Origin of the sequence: Capnocytophaga periodontitidis, assembly GCF_016126015.1 — a bacterium.
Taxonomy (GTDB): domain Bacteria; phylum Bacteroidota; class Bacteroidia; order Flavobacteriales; family Flavobacteriaceae; genus Capnocytophaga; species Capnocytophaga periodontitidis.
On sequence record NZ_JAEFDB010000001.1, the window covers coordinates 197,527 to 214,874 of the forward strand.

The 17,348-nt window shown below is 35.8% G+C and carries 16 protein-coding genes and 1 pseudogene; 11 read left to right on the plus strand and 6 right to left on the minus strand.

Going from position 1 to position 17,348, the window contains the following annotated elements; genetic code table 11:
* The first annotated feature begins 18 nt into the window (after positions 1 to 18).
* The 8 genes from I7X29_RS00905 (at position 19) to erm (ending at position 9,269) form a co-directional block, all read left to right on the plus strand.
* Positions 19 to 702, plus strand: coding sequence for a hypothetical protein (locus I7X29_RS00905; protein WP_198472489.1), 684 nt, complete (start codon positions 19 to 21; stop codon positions 700 to 702).
* 4 nt (positions 703 to 706) lie between these two features.
* Positions 707 to 1,324 carry a hypothetical protein gene (locus I7X29_RS00910; RefSeq protein WP_198472490.1) on the plus strand — a complete coding sequence of 206 codons (618 nt, stop codon included), beginning with the start codon at positions 707 to 709 and terminating at the stop codon, positions 1,322 to 1,324.
* Positions 1,321 to 2,100, plus strand: a complete 780-nt coding sequence (locus I7X29_RS00915; protein ID WP_198472491.1) for a hypothetical protein — start codon at positions 1,321 to 1,323, stop codon at positions 2,098 to 2,100. The genes I7X29_RS00910 and I7X29_RS00915 overlap by 4 nt, the downstream gene beginning before the upstream one ends.
* Before the next feature lie 163 nt (positions 2,101 to 2,263).
* Positions 2,264 to 4,285 carry a pentapeptide repeat-containing protein gene (locus tag I7X29_RS00920; RefSeq protein ID WP_198472492.1) on the plus strand — a complete coding sequence of 674 codons (2,022 nt, stop codon included), beginning with the start codon at positions 2,264 to 2,266 and terminating at the stop codon, positions 4,283 to 4,285.
* A 57-nt stretch (positions 4,286 to 4,342) separates the two neighbouring features.
* The gene (locus tag I7X29_RS00925) at positions 4,343 to 5,917 is read left to right on the plus strand and encodes a flotillin family protein (protein ID WP_095900806.1); all 1,575 of its coding nucleotides are present in this window, start codon (positions 4,343 to 4,345) and stop codon (positions 5,915 to 5,917) included.
* Positions 5,918 to 7,333, plus strand: a complete 1,416-nt coding sequence (locus I7X29_RS00930) for a DUF4139 domain-containing protein (RefSeq protein WP_225883634.1) — start codon at positions 5,918 to 5,920, stop codon at positions 7,331 to 7,333.
* 135 nt (positions 7,334 to 7,468) lie between these two features.
* A complete protein-coding gene (locus I7X29_RS00935; protein WP_004343809.1) occupies positions 7,469 to 8,449 on the plus strand; it encodes an IS30 family transposase in 981 nt (326 codons plus the stop codon).
* 19 nt (positions 8,450 to 8,468) lie between these two features.
* Complete coding sequence (gene erm / locus I7X29_RS00940) at positions 8,469 to 9,269, plus strand: 23S ribosomal RNA methyltransferase Erm (protein WP_004342665.1); 801 nt, start codon at positions 8,469 to 8,471, stop codon at positions 9,267 to 9,269.
* A 104-nt stretch (positions 9,270 to 9,373) separates the two neighbouring features.
* Here erm and I7X29_RS00945 read toward each other — a convergent pair whose 3' ends face one another.
* Complete coding sequence (locus tag I7X29_RS00945) at positions 9,374 to 10,126, minus strand: nitroreductase family protein (RefSeq protein WP_225883635.1); 753 nt, start codon at positions 10,124 to 10,126, stop codon at positions 9,374 to 9,376.
* Positions 10,127 to 10,385: 259 nt separating this feature from the next.
* Here I7X29_RS00945 and I7X29_RS00950 point away from each other — a divergent pair, with 259 nt between their 5' ends.
* Positions 10,386 to 11,366, plus strand: a complete 981-nt coding sequence (locus tag I7X29_RS00950; protein ID WP_004343809.1) for an IS30 family transposase — start codon at positions 10,386 to 10,388, stop codon at positions 11,364 to 11,366.
* Between the two features lie 8 nt (positions 11,367 to 11,374).
* Positions 11,375 to 11,593 (plus strand): annotated as a pseudogene (locus I7X29_RS00955) (DUF4139 domain-containing protein); the annotation flags it as partial.
* Positions 11,594 to 11,690: 97 nt separating this feature from the next.
* Here I7X29_RS00955 and cysK read toward each other — a convergent pair.
* The 5 genes from cysK to I7X29_RS00980 form a co-directional block, all read right to left on the minus strand.
* Positions 11,691 to 12,599: a cysteine synthase A gene (gene cysK, locus I7X29_RS00960; RefSeq protein WP_198472493.1), complete on the minus strand. Its 909-nt coding sequence runs from the start codon at positions 12,597 to 12,599 to the stop codon at positions 11,691 to 11,693.
* A 34-nt stretch (positions 12,600 to 12,633) separates the two neighbouring features.
* The gene (locus I7X29_RS00965) at positions 12,634 to 13,476 is read right to left on the minus strand and encodes a serine O-acetyltransferase (protein ID WP_198472494.1); all 843 of its coding nucleotides are present in this window, start codon (positions 13,474 to 13,476) and stop codon (positions 12,634 to 12,636) included.
* 244 nt (positions 13,477 to 13,720) lie between these two features.
* Positions 13,721 to 15,223: a glutamate--tRNA ligase gene (gltX, locus tag I7X29_RS00970; RefSeq protein WP_198472495.1), complete on the minus strand. Its 1,503-nt coding sequence runs from the start codon at positions 15,221 to 15,223 to the stop codon at positions 13,721 to 13,723.
* Between the two features lie 6 nt (positions 15,224 to 15,229).
* Entirely contained in the window at positions 15,230 to 15,892 is a 663-nt protein-coding gene (locus tag I7X29_RS00975) for a hypothetical protein (RefSeq protein ID WP_002681505.1), read from the minus strand.
* Between the two features lie 88 nt (positions 15,893 to 15,980).
* A complete protein-coding gene (locus I7X29_RS00980; RefSeq protein ID WP_095900802.1) occupies positions 15,981 to 16,340 on the minus strand; it encodes a YraN family protein in 360 nt (119 codons plus the stop codon).
* Between the two features lie 178 nt (positions 16,341 to 16,518).
* Between I7X29_RS00980 and I7X29_RS00985 the strand changes: the two genes are divergently transcribed.
* Positions 16,519 to 17,346, plus strand: a complete 828-nt coding sequence (locus tag I7X29_RS00985; protein ID WP_198472496.1) for an NADAR family protein — start codon at positions 16,519 to 16,521, stop codon at positions 17,344 to 17,346.
* Positions 17,347 to 17,348 lie beyond the last annotated feature (2 nt).

Here is a 17,348-nt window from a genome sequence, read left to right on the forward strand (position 1 = left end):
TTACTAAAAAATCTAAAAATGAAAACACTCTTAATCGCTTTATTTTCTATCACTTGTCTTTCAGCTCAAGAATTTATAGGCAAGGATTGGGATATTGATAATTTCTTAGGAGAATTCCCCGATGTAACGGATGTTTATTTTCTAAAAAAACCACGCCAGAAAAATCCTTGTGTAGCTGATAATACGATTCTATTTCGCCCTGATAGTACTTTTTTTCCACCTTGTATAATAGATAAAGATCATTATGATGGTCAATACCAAATGGTAGGAGAAAACTATCTGAAGGTAGCTATTGGCAGTTACTACATTCATAAAGTATCTAATGATGAATTTTATCTTATCAAAAGTACAGGAAACCTCATTACCGATAAACAAAAGGCTAAAAATGCGGAGGCTTTAGCACGTTTTATGAAAATATATAGCCGAAATGGTAAATCGCCCAATCCTTCTTTCCAACTGAAAAGTGATGTGCCTAAGGACGAGCGCATTGGCAAACTTGTGCGCAAACTCTTTCACCTTATCTCTTACGAAATCCTCAAAGGTTACCCTACCGATGATAGCACTCTTTACCTTGTGAAAGACCTGAAAACCAATACTTATTACTACTTGCGAGAGGAATATTATAAAGATAAAGTAACAGTTTATTACTTTACTGAAAAAGACTTAAAACAACGTGCTAAAGAACAGAAAAAACAACAATAATACAATGAAATATCTATTTTTGCTATTCTTTTTGCCATTTTACACTTTTTCGCAATCTAAGGGAGAGACTTATTACACTTATGTTATTAGAGACAAAAAAGAGCAAAGGAAAGTGATCAATAGCCCTCACCAACTTGTGTTAAAGCAAGATACCTTATGTATTGTAGAACCATTAATATTCGATCGAACTTATTGTTTTCCTTATGTAAAAGAAGGGAAGAAAATACGCTTGCTTAACAACGACAATAAATCTCAACCTGATAAAGTAGTAGGGATAAAGCTACATAACAACGAACTTGTAGCGCTCTTTCTCGATCACCCTATTGAAGTTGTCTCCAAAGATGAATTGCGACTAACGGGGGAAGACCGACCTTATTATTCCGAGAGTGCTATCAAAGCAGTATTTGGCAACGACTATCCCCGAATATGGAGCTTGTTCTATCTGAATGGCAAGTTACTCAGTGAAGATAATGAGGAAATAAAAAATCTATTGGAAAAATATGATAAAGGCAAATTCAAAGCCTACTATTCAGAAGGTGCTAAAGCTATAAAAAAATACGGACTCAAGGGCATTTGGGGAGTATTTGAAATTAATTGTAAAACAAAGAAGAAAAAACAATGATGAAAACACTTTTTATAATACTCAATTTTCTCTGTATAGGAATGGTTTCCGCCCAAGACCTTATAGGTGCTAAATGGGAGATTAACAACATATTAGGAGATAATGTTAATAAGGAAGATTTTTATATCCTTACAAAACCCGAAAATCCCGATTGGAGTTATGGTAATCACCTACAGTTATCTACCGATGGAAATTTTAAATCGTGGTATTCAGCCCCGTGTGGGAATGATTGTTTTACCACCTCTTATGGTACTTATAAAAAAATCAGTGAGGAATATATTAGTTTTCACATTCAAAAAGTAGAACATTGGGGTGATTGCCGTGATGAAGGGGAGGTAGAAAAGAATGAGACTAACACTTATTATGTGTATAAAAAATCAGAAAGTGAAATCCATCTTCTCAAAACTACAGGCGACCATTCAAAAGATTTACAAAAAGCTACTTATGCAAAAGTATTAGCCGATTACTTTAAGATAATCCTTAACAAAAACTATAGTAGTCTTGGAAATATAACACTGCCTTCTACGCTGACTTGGCAACAGCGCGCTGATAACTACGCTTCGCAATACTTAAAACTCACGAACTATGAAATATGTATTACAGGGAGTAATGATTTTTTTATTTCAGTTCATTTAGTAAAAGATTTAGATAAAAACACCTACTATTACATAGTAGAACGCCCTCTAAAAGAAGGTTATGGTTTATTTCATTATACTGAAGATCAAGTAAAAGAATTTAGAGATTACTATGAAAAGCACTATGGTAAGAGAAAATGAGTCGCTACACTTTGGCAAAGTTTCACACTTTACCAAAGTTGATTACTCTAAAAATCAATTACTTTTAGAGTATGTTATGTAGGGGCGTTTTGCAAACGCCCTCACAGATAGAACTTTTCGGACGCTTTCAGTAGAAAACTTTAATTTAGAAAATAAAAACACTATGGATTTAAAAAAATACATCAATCGATCTAAAAGCAATGGTAAGAAAATTTGGCTACACAAATTGCCAAAAAAAGAAACTTTGTTTGATGTTATTGATAAATTACGAGAAGTTTATAAGGAAGAAACCTTAGTTTTTACAGAAGAGATTAATATTATAGGGAAAACTATTGATAAAGAGGTTAACTTTTCAAATTGTATTTTTAAGAAAGATGTGGATTTTTCAGGTTGTATTTTTAAGAAAGATGTGGATTTTTCAGGTTGTACATTTAATAAAAAAATTTCATTTTCATATATTAAAAACAATCAAGAAAAAATAATTGCTAAAGCTTCTATATTTGAAAAGGGAGTAAACTTTTCTAAGGCTATTTTTAAAGAAACTGTTAATTTTTCAGGTGCAAAATTTGGGATCAAGCAAGAGGACAATTTAAATGAGAATAATTCAGAAGTTAAATTTCTTTTTGAAAATGCTAAATTTCAAAAAGAAATAGACTTCTCTCAAGCTATTTTTTATGATACTATTTATTTTTCAGAAACAGAGTTTTGTACTGATATAAAAGAGTATAAAAAAGAATCTATCAATTTTGAAAATGCTCAGTTTTGTAAAAAAGTACGTTTTCACCATTGTAAGTTTCATAATACTGTTCGATTTGAAAATACCTCATTCAATAAATTAGCAGACTTTTATAGTGCTCATTTTCATAAAGCGCAGCAGTTTCACTTTACAGATTTTTTGGATAGGGCAATTTTTTCAAATACAGAATTTGATGAAGAAGTTCAATTTCTACATTGTAGAGTAGAGACAAGAGTGTCCTATATACGATTTGAAAGTACAATTTTTAGAAGAGGGTTAGATATATCTCGGAGTAATTTTAACAATAATATCAACCTTTGGGATATAAAAATAGAAGAAGAGGGAGTTCTATATATATTTAATAATCGTGATAATGTAAAATATAAAAATGACTTTGAAGTTCAGGATAAGACGCCACTTATTTATAACCAAATTCGTGAGACCTATCGCATTATTAAAGATAATTTTTACAAACAAAATAATAAGGTTGAAGGACTTCGTTTTTATGAAAAAGAAATGAGTGTTTACTTAGAAGAGAAACGTGCTGAAGATGAAAAAACAGAAGGTTTTTTTAGTGATGTATCTACTAAAGTAATAAAAATTAAAGATCAAATTAAAAAAGCATCCTACAATCTACAGCCATTTTTTACTAAACTCAAAAATAATATAATAATCTCAAACCTGTTTGTGTATACTATTCCTGTAATTATTGACAGAAAAACAAGAATGGGAATAAAATACGTATTACTTTTTTTTAGTGTAGTATCTCTTTCCTTATATATGATTGAAAAAAGCTATTATTGGTTTTGGCTATTAGCATTAGCATTGATTTTATTAGTTCTTCTAAAATTCTATGAAAATAGAAAAAGTACAAGAGAAATTGTAAAGCAAAATAATTATATATCTCCTTTATTATTGTTTATTATGACAATAATTTTTCTTGTAATTATATATGGACAAGAAGATTTTAAAAATGATTGGGCATATAAAACTATTCATTGGTTTTTATTACAAATTTCAAAAATATTAAATGATCAACTCGGATTAAGCATTGTAATAATCATTGCTTTAATGAGTTTTGCTATGCTGTTTATCGTAGTACTTAGGGAACACGACAAAATTACACTATGGTTTAATAAAAACTCTAATAAGTTTGACACTAATTGGATCGCAGGGGTTAATTTTTCTATACTAGTAGGGTTTATAACATATTTTATGGTTCTTTTATTTATGAATAATGATATAGAACTTGATACAAATACAGAAGGAATTTCAAACTTCATAACCTCATTAGTTGATGTTTTTAATCTAACCAAGTGGGGTGATTTAAAGATTATTGATATAAGATTAGAAGGATTTCCATATTTACTACTTTTCATAGGTCGTATATTTATAGGTTATGGCTATTACCAAACCATTCAAGCCTTTAGAAAATTTGGTAAATCGTAACTTATTCTTTATCTTTGTCGCAACATTTGTTAATTATTAATTTAAAACAATATTTTAATGGAAACATTCACTTCACCAATTGGACTTATCGTTATTTTGGCGGTTGTCCTCTTTGTTACTATCTCATCGCTTGTGGCGCGTTACAAACGCTGTCCGTCCGACAAAATTCTCGTAATCTACGGTAAAACCGGTGGTTCATCTGCCAAGTGTATCCATGGGGGTGGTGCCTTTGTATGGCCTGTGATTCAGGATTATGCCTATTTAGATTTGCGTCCGCTTTCTATCGAAGCAAACCTTACCAATGCGCTGAGCCGTCAGAATATTCGGGTAGATGTACCTTGTCGCTTTACGATTGCGATTTCTACCGAACACGAGAATATGAATGCAGCTGCCGAACGCCTCTTAGGGCTCTCACCTGAGCAAATTCAAGAGTTGGCAAAAGATATTCTTTTCGGTCAGTTGCGTTTGGTCATCGCTACTATGACTATTGAGGAAATCAATTCCGACCGTGATAAATTCCTCGAAAACATCTCTAAAAACGTAGATAGTGAGCTCAAAAAAATAGGTTTAAAACTCATCAACGTAAACGTAACCGATATCAAAGACGAGTCGGGTTATATTGAAGCTCTTGGTAAAGAAGCGGCTGCGAAAGCTATCAACGAGGCAAAAATCAGTGTGGCTGAACAAGAGAAAATAGGGGAAACTGGTAAAGCCCTTGCCGACCGTGAGAAAGATACCCAAATAGCCGAAACACACCGCGATAGAGATGTGAAAATCGCTATCACTCAAAAAGATAAAGAGATTAGCATCGCCGAGGCTAAGAAAGATGAAACTGTAGGGATTGCCGAAGCTAAGAAGTTTGAGTCTATTGGTAAAGCAGAAGCCGACCGTGATAGTCGTATCAAAATTTCAGAAGCTAATGCCTTGGCTATCAAAGGGGAAAACGAGGCTAAAATTGCGATTGCCAACTCTGAAGCGCTACGTCGTGAAAAAGAAGCCGAATCGTTGCGTATTGCTATTTCAGCTGAAAAAGTACAACAAGCTAAAGCTTTAGAAGAAGCCTATTCAGCTGAAGAAAAAGCTGAAACTGCTCGTTCTGAACGCGAACGTGCTACCCAGGTGGCAAATATCATTGTCCCTGCTGAAATTGACAAACAGCGCGCTATTATCGAGGCACAAGCCGAAGCTGAACGCCTTCGCGAGAAAGCTAAAGGGGAAGCCGATGCTATTTACGCTAAAATGGAAGCTGAAGCAAAAGGTCTCTTCCAAATCCTTACCAAACAAGCTGAAGGTTATAAAGATGTGGTTAGTGCAGCAGGGGGCGACCCTACCAAAGCATTCCAATTGCTCCTTATCGAGAAGTTGCCTGAACTCGTTAAAACCCAAGTGGAAGCCGTTAAGAATATCAAAATCGATAAGATTACAGTATGGGATTCTGGCAAAGGTGAAGATGGCAATAACTCTACTGCCAATTTCGTATCGGGGATGATGAAAACTGTCCCACCTCTCAACGACCTCTTCAATATGGCAGGATTGAACCTCCCTACCTACTTGGCTAAAGAAGGGAAACAAATTACGAATGACGAGGGACGAATTACGAATGACGAGAAACAAAAAACAAATAATGCGTAGATGAAACAGTTTATTACCTATATTTTATTGTTTAGTTCAGCTTTTGTGTTAGCGCAAAAAGCACAATTTGCTAATGCTAAACTCGATGCAGCTACAGTATATTTCAATTCGGCTGAACTTACTCATTATTTTAGTGCGAACCTCAACAAGGGTACGAATGAAATTGTAGTGAAAAACGTTGCTAATAGACTAAATGAGAATACACTTCGCATTGTAGCTCCTAAAAATGTAACGGTACTTTCGGCTCAATTTACCACTCAGTATACTACTGATGGTGAGAACCTCTTGCCCAAATCGAAACAAGTGAAAGATAGTATCGACTTGCTGACTTCTCAAATTGATAAGCTCAATAACCAGATTGCTGCTGAAAAGCAAGTAGTAGATTTGATTAAAGAAAACAAATCGGTGTTAGGAGGTGGTACGGGACTTAATGTAGCTGAGTACGCTAAGTTTCTCGACTATTCAAAGGATAAGATGACCACTTCTCTCGACAAAATAGATACGATGACTGATAAGCAAAACAAATTGCGCAGTCTTCGTTACAATTTGGAACAACGTCTTAAAGGAGAAGTTACTAAAGAAGAAACGCTTTCTGATGGCAAATTGGTGTTGCAAGTAATGGTTGATGCTCCTGTTAAAGCTGATTTCAGTGTGAGTTATATAACCCCCAATGCGTCGTGGGTGCCTTTTTATGACTTGCGTGCTGACAATATCTCTCAACCTATCAATTTGGTGTATAAGGCGCAAGTGCGACAAAATACTGGGGTAGATTGGAAGCATATCAAACTGAGTCTTTCTAGTGGTAATCCTAATCAGAATAATCAGTTTACGCTACTAAAAGCGTGGTATCTCTATTTTGGCAGGCGATATGATAGCGACGACAACTACGTGAGAGCTAATGTCTATCGTTCAGAAGCAGTAAAAAAAGAAGCAATGGTAGAACAGATACAAGAAGAAGCTACTATTTCCGATTATACAAATCTAAACGAAAATCAACTCAATACCTCGTTTGAGATTACTACGCCTTATGATATACTCTCTAACAACAAAGAGCATAGTGTATCACTCAAAGAGCTTAAAATCAAAGCTAAATATGAGTATTACACCGCACCGCGTATAGATAATGGAGTGTATTTGGTGGCTTCCGTTGACGATTATTCGCAGTATAACCTGCTTACAGGTCAGGCAAATGTGATTTTTGAAGATATGTATGTAGGTAAAACACTGATAGATCCTAATCAAACCTCAGAGAGTATGCAACTCACTATGGGTAATGATAAGAAGATAAGTGTAAAACGCGAAAAAATAGCTGATAAATCGGCAACTAAGTTTATTTCCAGCTATAAAGAGCAGACTTTTACTTACGAAATTACCGTTAAGAACAACTTGAGTTCAAGTTATAAATGCAACTTTTAAAGAAAAGGATTAATAGCTGCATAAGTAATATTTTTTTCAGAGAGAAAAGAGAGACAATTCCCTCTGTTCTCTGCTGAATGGATAAATGTTACTATCTTTGTTTTTATTGTCCGTCCAAAGAAATAAAAGTTGTAGATGAGTAAACATATAACCGAAAAGCAAAGGTATGCAATTTCTAAGATGTTGCAAGTTCCGATGAGTAAAAAAGATATAGCTGAAGCTATTGGAGTTGATAGGAGTAATATTTATAGAGAAATAAAACGCAATTGCGATAGTCGTAGTGGAAAATACAACCCTGATCTTGCCCAAAGAAAGGCAGATAAACGTAAGGTTGAAAAGAAGCGAAAGGAGGTATTTACACAAGCTATGAAGAAGCGTGTAAAAAAGCTTCTACGAAAGGACTTGAGCCCAGAGCAGATAGTGGGCAGAAGCCAAGTAGAAAATATAGCTATGGTATCTCACGAAACTATATATTGTTGGATATGGCAAGATAAACGACAAGGTGGGGATCTTCATAAATCTCTTAGAAGGCAAGGACGCAAATATTCAAAGCGTGGTTCTAAAAACGCAGGTAGAGGATTTATTCCGAATAGAGTGGAGATTGATCAGCGACCTTCAATTGTAGAGCAAAAAGAAAGATTTGGTGATTTAGAGATAGATACAATTATTGGAAAGAATCACAAAGGTGCTATTCTAACCATTAATGATAGAGCAACAAGCAGAGTATGGATACGTAAGCTATCAGGGAAAGAAGCCATCCCTGTAGCAAAGATTACAGTATGGGCATTACGAAAAGTAAAAAACTTAATACACACAATAACGGCTGATAATGGAAAAGAATTTGCAAAACACGAGGATATAGCACAAAAATTAGATATTAATTTCTATTTTTGTAAGCCATACCACTCTTGGGAGCGTGGTGCCAATGAAAATACTAACGGTCTTATCAGGCAGTATATCCCAAAGGGTACGGACTTTAGTGAAGTAACCAACAAGCGTATTAAATGGATTGAAAACAATCTAAATAATAGACCTCGTAAAAGACTTGGATACCTCACACCAAACGAAAAATTTAAACAAATTATTAATATGAATTCCGTTGCATTTGGAACTTGAATTCAGCAAGAAATAAGTAATGATAAAAAATAAACTGCCCGTAAGATACACGGGACAGCATTTTACTATAGATAAAGTGCTGATAGATGATGCAATTAAAATTGCGAAAATAAATGAATCCGACACTGTTATAGATATTGGTGCCGGAAAAGGATTTTTGACTGTTCATTTAGTTCGTCAATGCACAAATATAATTGCAATAGAGAATGATAAATCGCTATTGTCCATTCTAAAAAACAAGTTTTCTAACAACACGAATGTCAAAATTATTGATTGTGATTTTAGATGTTACACCATACCAAAAAGAAATTTTAAAGTTGTGTCTAATATCCCTTTCAGAATAACTTCTGAAATTTTAAAATCCTTGATGTTTGATAGTGTTGAGCATTTTATGGGTGGTTCATTGATAATGCAACTTGAACCTGCCCAAAAGTTATTTTCAAAAAAAGTTTTCAATCCATATATTGTGTTTTATCATACTTTTTTTGATTTAAAACTTATGTATGAAATATCTCATGAGAGTTTTTTGCCACCACCAAAAGTCAAGTCAGCACTTTTAAAGATTGAAAGAAAAAAAATGTCAATAAGTTATGAATTGAAAAGAAAATATCTGAATTTTCTCACTTTCTTGTTGCAAAAACCCGATTTGCCAGCCAGAACTGTATTAAAGACAATATTCAGAAAAAGTCAAGTCAGAGTTATTGCTGATAAATATGGAATAAATCTTAATTGTCAAATTGTTAGTTTGGCTGCAAAACAATGGGAATGTTGTTTTTTGGAAATGTTGGAGAGAGTTCCTGAAAAAAACCATCCCTCTTAATTGTTAGTTGATTAGAGTCTGATTCAGTAAAACAAAATTATTTTTTTTACTGAATCAAGATTAACTGTTTAATACACCATTTTAGTCATTAAGTAACTTCTATTTTACTTCCATGTAATATCCACAGGATTGCGTCTCGGAATAGAAGTTATTTTATAACTTGAATATCCAAATAGCATTGGACAAGCCGCTTTACGTTCTTCTGGTATTGATAACAAATCCTTTAATGGTTTATAATTGTCTATAGCCAACTTTACGAATCCAGCCCAACATGTACCGATACCAAAAGCGGGCGCAGCAATATCAAAATGAGTCAAAGCAATAATTGCTTCGGTAGGGTCATCAATTGGCTCAATAGGAACATGTGCAAAAAGTAAATGGGGAGCATTATGGCAAATCAAATCCAAACCACTATCCCAAGTTGAAATTATTGCAGGTACATAATCTGCTAGAGGATGTGATGTGTTTTGAATAGTTCGCATCCAATCAACGGTTAAACTTGCAACACGATTTACCTCTGATGGTTTATGAATAACAATCCATTTTACTGGTTGTCCATTCCCTCCAGATGGAGCATAACGGGCTATATCAATAACTTTAGCAATTAACTCTTTATTAACTGTCTTTGAAGAATAATGTCTCACAGAACGTCGACTTTTTATATACAATGCTATATTCTGTGGTTCAATCTGACTATCCAAAAAAGACGTATTAATTTTTTCGTCAAGAAGGAAATCTAAGGTAAGAGCCTTCTGTGCACAAAAAGACTCACAATGACCACATTTTAAACAATAATCCAATTTTTCTTCAGGTATGGTTGGATAATTTAAGGCTGTCGATTTATCAATGATTCCCATTACACATACAGTTGCGCAAGTATTGCATTTAGAACATGTTTTTCTGTCTATAAGAATTTGTGGCATTTTTGTCTCCTTTAAATTTTATTCATTCTTGAGTTCAAGTTATAAATGCAACTTTTAAAGAAAAGGATTAATAGCTGCATAAGTAATATTTTTTTCAGAGAGAAAAGAGAGACAATTCCCTCTGTTCTCTGCTGAATGGATAAATGTTACTATCTTTGTTTTTATTGTCCGTCCAAAGAAATAAAAGTTGTAGATGAGTAAACATATAACCGAAAAGCAAAGGTATGCAATTTCTAAGATGTTGCAAGTTCCGATGAGTAAAAAAGATATAGCTGAAGCTATTGGAGTTGATAGGAGTAATATTTATAGAGAAATAAAACGCAATTGCGATAGTCGTAGTGGAAAATACAACCCTGATCTTGCCCAAAGAAAGGCAGATAAACGTAAGGTTGAAAAGAAGCGAAAGGAGGTATTTACACAAGCTATGAAGAAGCGTGTAAAAAAGCTTCTACGAAAGGACTTGAGCCCAGAGCAGATAGTGGGCAGAAGCCAAGTAGAAAATATAGCTATGGTATCTCACGAAACTATATATTGTTGGATATGGCAAGATAAACGACAAGGTGGGGATCTTCATAAATCTCTTAGAAGGCAAGGACGCAAATATTCAAAGCGTGGTTCTAAAAACGCAGGTAGAGGATTTATTCCGAATAGAGTGGAGATTGATCAGCGACCTTCAATTGTAGAGCAAAAAGAAAGATTTGGTGATTTAGAGATAGATACAATTATTGGAAAGAATCACAAAGGTGCTATTCTAACCATTAATGATAGAGCAACAAGCAGAGTATGGATACGTAAGCTATCAGGGAAAGAAGCCATCCCTGTAGCAAAGATTACAGTATGGGCATTACGAAAAGTAAAAAACTTAATACACACAATAACGGCTGATAATGGAAAAGAATTTGCAAAACACGAGGATATAGCACAAAAATTAGATATTAATTTCTATTTTTGTAAGCCATACCACTCTTGGGAGCGTGGTGCCAATGAAAATACTAACGGTCTTATCAGGCAGTATATCCCAAAGGGTACGGACTTTAGTGAAGTAACCAACAAGCGTATTAAATGGATTGAAAACAATCTAAATAATAGACCTCGTAAAAGACTTGGATACCTCACACCAAACGAAAAATTTAAACAAATTATTAATATGAATTCCGTTGCATTTGGAACTTGAATTCAGCCAATAAAAAAGAGGCTATAGACCTGAAACTAAAAGACCAATACCCACTTACCACTGATGATAAGATACAAATAGAACTCTTAGATACCTCAAAAGCTGAAGTGAATAAGGAAACGGGTATACTCACTTGGGATACCAACCTCAAAGCAGGTGAAACTAAGAAATTCCGCATTAGCTATAAGGTAAAATACCCTAAGAATGAAGTAATCGGAAATTTGTAATGACGAAATACGAATGATGAGTTACAAAAAAGCAGTTGGATACTTATTTTATCCAACTGCTTTTTAATTATTAAGACTTTTCATTTTTCACATTTCACTAAAAAAGTCCTTCTACTGACCAGTAGCGTTCTCCTGTGTCGTAATTTATGGTGAGGATACGCGCTTTGGGGTCTTTTTTGAGTACTTTAGCAACGGCAGCTAAAGCAGCACCAGTAGAGATACCTCCTAAAATACCTTCTTCTTTAGCCAATCGGCGAGCGTAATCAAAGGCTTCTTCTTTAGAGATAGGGATAACTTCATCTACTACAGCAGGGTTATAGTTATCGGGTATGAAGCCAGTGCCCAATCCTTGTAAGGCGTGAGGACCTGGAGCACCACCACTCAACACCGCCGATTGATCGGGTTCTACAGCTACAGTTTTGAGGTTAGGGAAGTGTTGTTTAAGCACTTTTGATACCCCAGAGATATGTCCGCCAGTACCTACTCCCGTTACGAAATAGTCAAAACCTTCGGGGAAAGATTTTAGTATTTCCTGAGCAGTTGTTTTTTCGTGTACATCAGGATTAGCAGGGTTTTTAAACTGTTGAGGTACCCAATAGTTAGGTTTGCCTTCAGCTATTTCCAGAGCTTTAGCGACCGCTCCCCCCGTACCTTTTTCTTTAGGCGTGAGTACTACTTCGGCGCCATAAGCGGCTACCAACTTGCGGCGTTCAATACTCATTGATTCAGGCATTACCACGATGAGTTTATAGCCCTTTACAGCCGCTACTAATGCCAAGCCCACTCCCGTGTTGCCAGAGGTAGGCTCTACAATCACACTGTCTTTTTTAAGGATGCCTTTAGCTTCGGCATCTTCAACCATAGCGAGCGCAATACGGTCTTTGATACTACCGCCAGGGTTCAAGCGCTCTAATTTGATGAATACGTTGGCATCATTGCCAAACAATCTGTTGATTTTTACCTCGGGAGTATGCCCGATGACTTCTAAAACATTTTTGTACGCCATTATATAAATTATTTATTAGTTACGTGTTTAGGAATCAGATAACAAAATTAATCGGTTCTTCATATACTTCGTTGTCCTTTACAATAATCTGACTTTTGTGGAAAACCTTAGTAAAAGGTTCGATGCTATTGGTGAGCCATACATTCCCGCCGATGATACTATCGTGTCCTATTACGGTTTCACCACCTAAAATAGTAGCACCAGAGTATATCACCACATTATCCTGAATGGTAGGGTGGCGCTTGGTATGAGCCTTATCTACTGATACCGATAGAGCCCCCAAGGTAACTCCTTGATATATCTTTACATAGTTACCTATTACTGTAGTTTCTCCAATTACAATACCTGTACCGTGGTCAATCATAAAAGGGACTCCAATGCTTGCCCCTGGGTGAATGTCGATACCCGTTTTGCTATGAGCGTATTCAGTGAGCATACGCGGCAAGAGAGGTACTTTGCGCAACCACAATTCGTGAGCAATGCGATATACCATAATAGCAAAGAAACCAGGGTAGGTGATTTGTACTTCTCTGATAGAAGTTGCTGCAGGGTCGCTATCAATAAAATACTGAGCATCTTCTCGCAATTGCTGATAGATATTAGGCAAAATACAATCGTAATAATCGGTTGTTTTTGCTTTTTGAGATTCGTTTAGCAGAAAATCGTCTACAATATTGATAAAATCCCAACGCAATTCCTCATAGCGGGCTTCTATACTCACTTTTGATAAGCAAGTGCGTTCATCAATAAGAAATAAGAACTGAAAAAGGTCGTTTACAAAGCGTGTAATACGCTGTTTGCTTACGTGGTGTTTGATGTTTTTACTTTCGTGATAGAGTTCATTAATAAGACTCTCAGTACAATTTATTTTTGTCATCGTTATAAAAAAATACCCCCACTACCTTTATAAAGCGGTGGGGGTTGTTATTTCATTTGTTAAAATATAGTAACTGACATATCTTTAAGAAATAACGAGCCTTGCACTGCTCAAATTGAGTGTGCAACACATCGTCATTATGTTTAAAGTGTACAATGTCATATAATATTGTTCTATTTGATGGGGCAAAGGTAAGAATATTTTTCTAACTACCAAATAAAAAGTGAAAAATTATTTCATTTTTTTATTTTTCAGCAGAAAGAATTGCGTCCAAACGGCATAGTGTTTCTTCTTTACCTATAACCTCTATAATATCAAATATGTGAGGACCTTTGAGTTCACCTACTAATGCCAAGCGCAATGGAGGCATTACTTGACCAAAGCCTAAGCCCTTTGTTTCCATATATTGCTTTACCGCCTCTTCTAAGGCAATTGAAGTAAAATTAGCAGTATTTTGGAGTACTTCAGCTACTTCTTTCACAATGGTAGGAGTTTGTTCTTTCCATTGTTTTTTAATTGCCTTTTCGTCGTATTGGGTAGGTGCTTCAAAGAAGAATTTGCTAAGTTCCCAGAAATCACTTACAAAGGAAGCGCGCTCTTTGATGAGTCCAACTACTTTTTCTACTGTAGCAATTGGGGCAGTTACACCTCTTTCGGTAAGGTCTTTTTGGAAAAGGGTAGCCAATTCATCATTGGGTTTCATTTGTAAATATTGGTGGTTGAACCATTTGATTTTCTCAGGGTCGAAACGAGCCCCAGCCTTGTGTACTTTTTCTAAATCAAATAGTTGAATGAGTTGTTCCATTGAAAAAATCTCCTCATCATTCCCTGGATTCCACCCTAAAAGTGCTAAAAAGTTGATAAGAGCTTCAGGAAAATAACCTTCTCCACTAAATCCTTTTAGCGTTTCGCTATTCTCTGTCCAATCCATTGGGAAGACAGGAAAACCGAGTTTGATACCATCGCGTTTGCTGAGTTTGCCATTCCCTACAGGTTTGAGGATAAGAGGCAAATGAGCAAAAGCAGGAGCTTGCCAACCAAAAGCGCGGTAGAGTATTAGGTGCAAAGCCATAGAAGGCAACCATTCTTCACCGCGTATTACGTGAGTAATTTCCATTAGGTGGTCGTCTACGATGTTTGCTAAGTGGTAAGTAGGCATTCCGTCACTTTTGAAGAGCACTTTGTCGTCTAAGGTACTCGTATCGATAGTTACTTCCCCACGAATCATATCGTTCATTTTCAACTGTTCGTTGTGGGGCATTTTGAAGCGAATTACGTACTCATCACCTCGTTGCAGGCGTTGTTGTACCTCTTCAGCACTCAGCGATAGAGAGTTTTGCAAAGTATCGCGTGTTGCCCAATTGTATATAAAGGTTTCTCCTTTGGCTTCAGCCTCTTTGCGCGCAATATCAAGTGCCTCAGCAGTATCAAAAGCGTAATACGCCCAACCATTCTCAATAAGAGCATCGGCATATTGTTTGTAGAGCGGCTTGCGTTCACTTTGGCGGTAGGGAGCGTGTTTGCCCTCTTTGCCTACTCCCTCGTTGTAAGTAAGCCCTAACCAGTTCAGTGAGTTGATGATGTACTGCTCAGCGCCTGGTACATAGCGATTTTGGTCGGTATCTTCAATGCGAAGTAAGAAGTCGCCACCGTGTTTTTTGGCGAATAAATAATTGAATAAGGCGGTACGTACGCCTCCGATATGCAATGCTCCTGTAGGACTTGGAGCAAATCTAACTCTAACCATTTATTTTTATAATAATTTTAAATCTTTAATCACTTTAAAAGCAATGTCCACGTGGTATTCAGGAATTACTATAGTAAACTCATTTGCAGTAGAAATTACCTCGTTCATACTCACACCTTCCCACGCCAAACGCTGGAAGATGAAATAATAAATTCCTGGTACCGAAATATTTTCTTCAGGTAATTTCACACTGATAGCCCCTAAATTAGGAAACTTGTGCAATAAGCGTTCTTTCTTGAAAATATCTTCCACAATACTCTCCATTGTACTACTTACAATGAGATTTGTTTCATTTACCCCACGAGTAGCAGCATAGAACACATCTTTGTTGTTTTGAATCTTTTGAAGCAATTCAGCCTGATTGTTCATAAAAGTATCCGATAGTAAGAAAGTATAGTCAATAAGGTTTGATCGAACGATAATATCGCCTATATTTTTTAATACTTTTACGATACGATGCGTAGAACGGAACTCCATATCTACCGATAATCGTTTGAGAGCCATTACTATAGCCCCATTACGGACTTCGCGTGTGGTAGTTTCGCTTTGTATATCTTTGCGAATCACCCTTGCGAGCGATGTGAGGTTGATAATCCCTTGAGAGAGGGCAGTTTGCAAAAAAGGTTTTGATTTGATGTATTGTTCAACGGCTGAGGCTACTGTTTTCATTTTGCTGAGGTTTAAAATTGTTACAAAAGTACTAAAAAAAATAATTCTATAACAATATAGGGCAAAAAATTATATTTATTTAACATTTTTAGAATGGGTAAAAAGCATCCTCAATATAGTTGATAGTAAACTCAACATTGTTTTTTACAATTGAAATGATATCAAATTGAACCTCTAAATCTAAATCGGTTTTTTGCATATAGTAGTTGGTTGCTCTTACTAAAAGGTCGATTTTTTGTTGGTTCACAAACGATTCGGGTTCGCCATAAGCACTTGAATTACGAGTTTTTACCTCTACAATATGCAAAATATTGTCCTTTCGAGAAATTATATCAATCTCGGCGTGACCGAATCTAAAATTGCGTTCTAAAATAGTATGACCATTTTCTATAAGGAAGTTTACAGCATCTTGCTCGCCTTCTTTTCCAAAATCATTATGTGCTGCCATAGTTTAGGTGTTAAGTTTCAGGTATTAGGGTTTAGGTGAGGCAAAAGTAGAAAATAATTGTGAAATACGAATAACGAATGACAAATTTTTACTAATTTGCTAATCAGAAAGTTGGCTAATTGACTAATTATTGTTATTTTTGCCCCATTGTTAATCATTAATAATTAATAGTTTAGTTATGAATTATATGGCACCGCAGTGGATTGCATTCCCTGCTTATACTGAATTTACGATAGGCTGGCGTATGGGCGCTGGCGAAGATTATAAATCCAAGTTTTGGGACTGGTATGAGTCCCTTACCCCAGCACAACAAAAAGAGTACCAAGCACTTTTTCCGTATCCTTGTTTTTGGCATTACAACAGATGGGAAGAGGATGACCAAGATATAGATGACGAGGAGGATTATTACTACGAAGGAATTCCGGTTTGGCAACCCAAAGGCGCTTATAAGTATTCTAAAGCGACCTTTATCCATTCGGCAAAGAAGCTCAAGTTTGTTTTCTTTTGGAAACCCAATGCAGAGGTAGTAGATGAATCTTGTTTTTCGCAATGGCAACCCTCACCTTTTTCTGTAGATGGTGATAAATATTATTGTGCTGAGCAGTATATGATGGCTGAAAAAGCGCGTTTGTTTGGAGATGAAGAGGTGGAGGAAGAAATAATGAACACCTCCGACCCTAAACTTATGAAAGCCTTGGGAAGGAAAGTGCGCAACTTTGACCCTCAGGTGTGGGACAAAGCCAAATACAGCATCGTACTGAATGGGAATTACTACAAATTCACTCAGAATAAGGAAATGATGGACTTTTTGCTCTCTACTGGTGATAAAATATTAGTAGAAGCAAGTCCGATGGATACCATTTGGGGAATAGGCTTTGGCAAAGACAATGAGAAAGCATATAACATTGCCTCGTGGCGTGGCAAGAACCTCTTAGGCTTTGCGCTAATGGAAGTAAGGGATGAAATTAGAAAAGTATATCAGAATGTACATTTACTGAAAAAATAGAA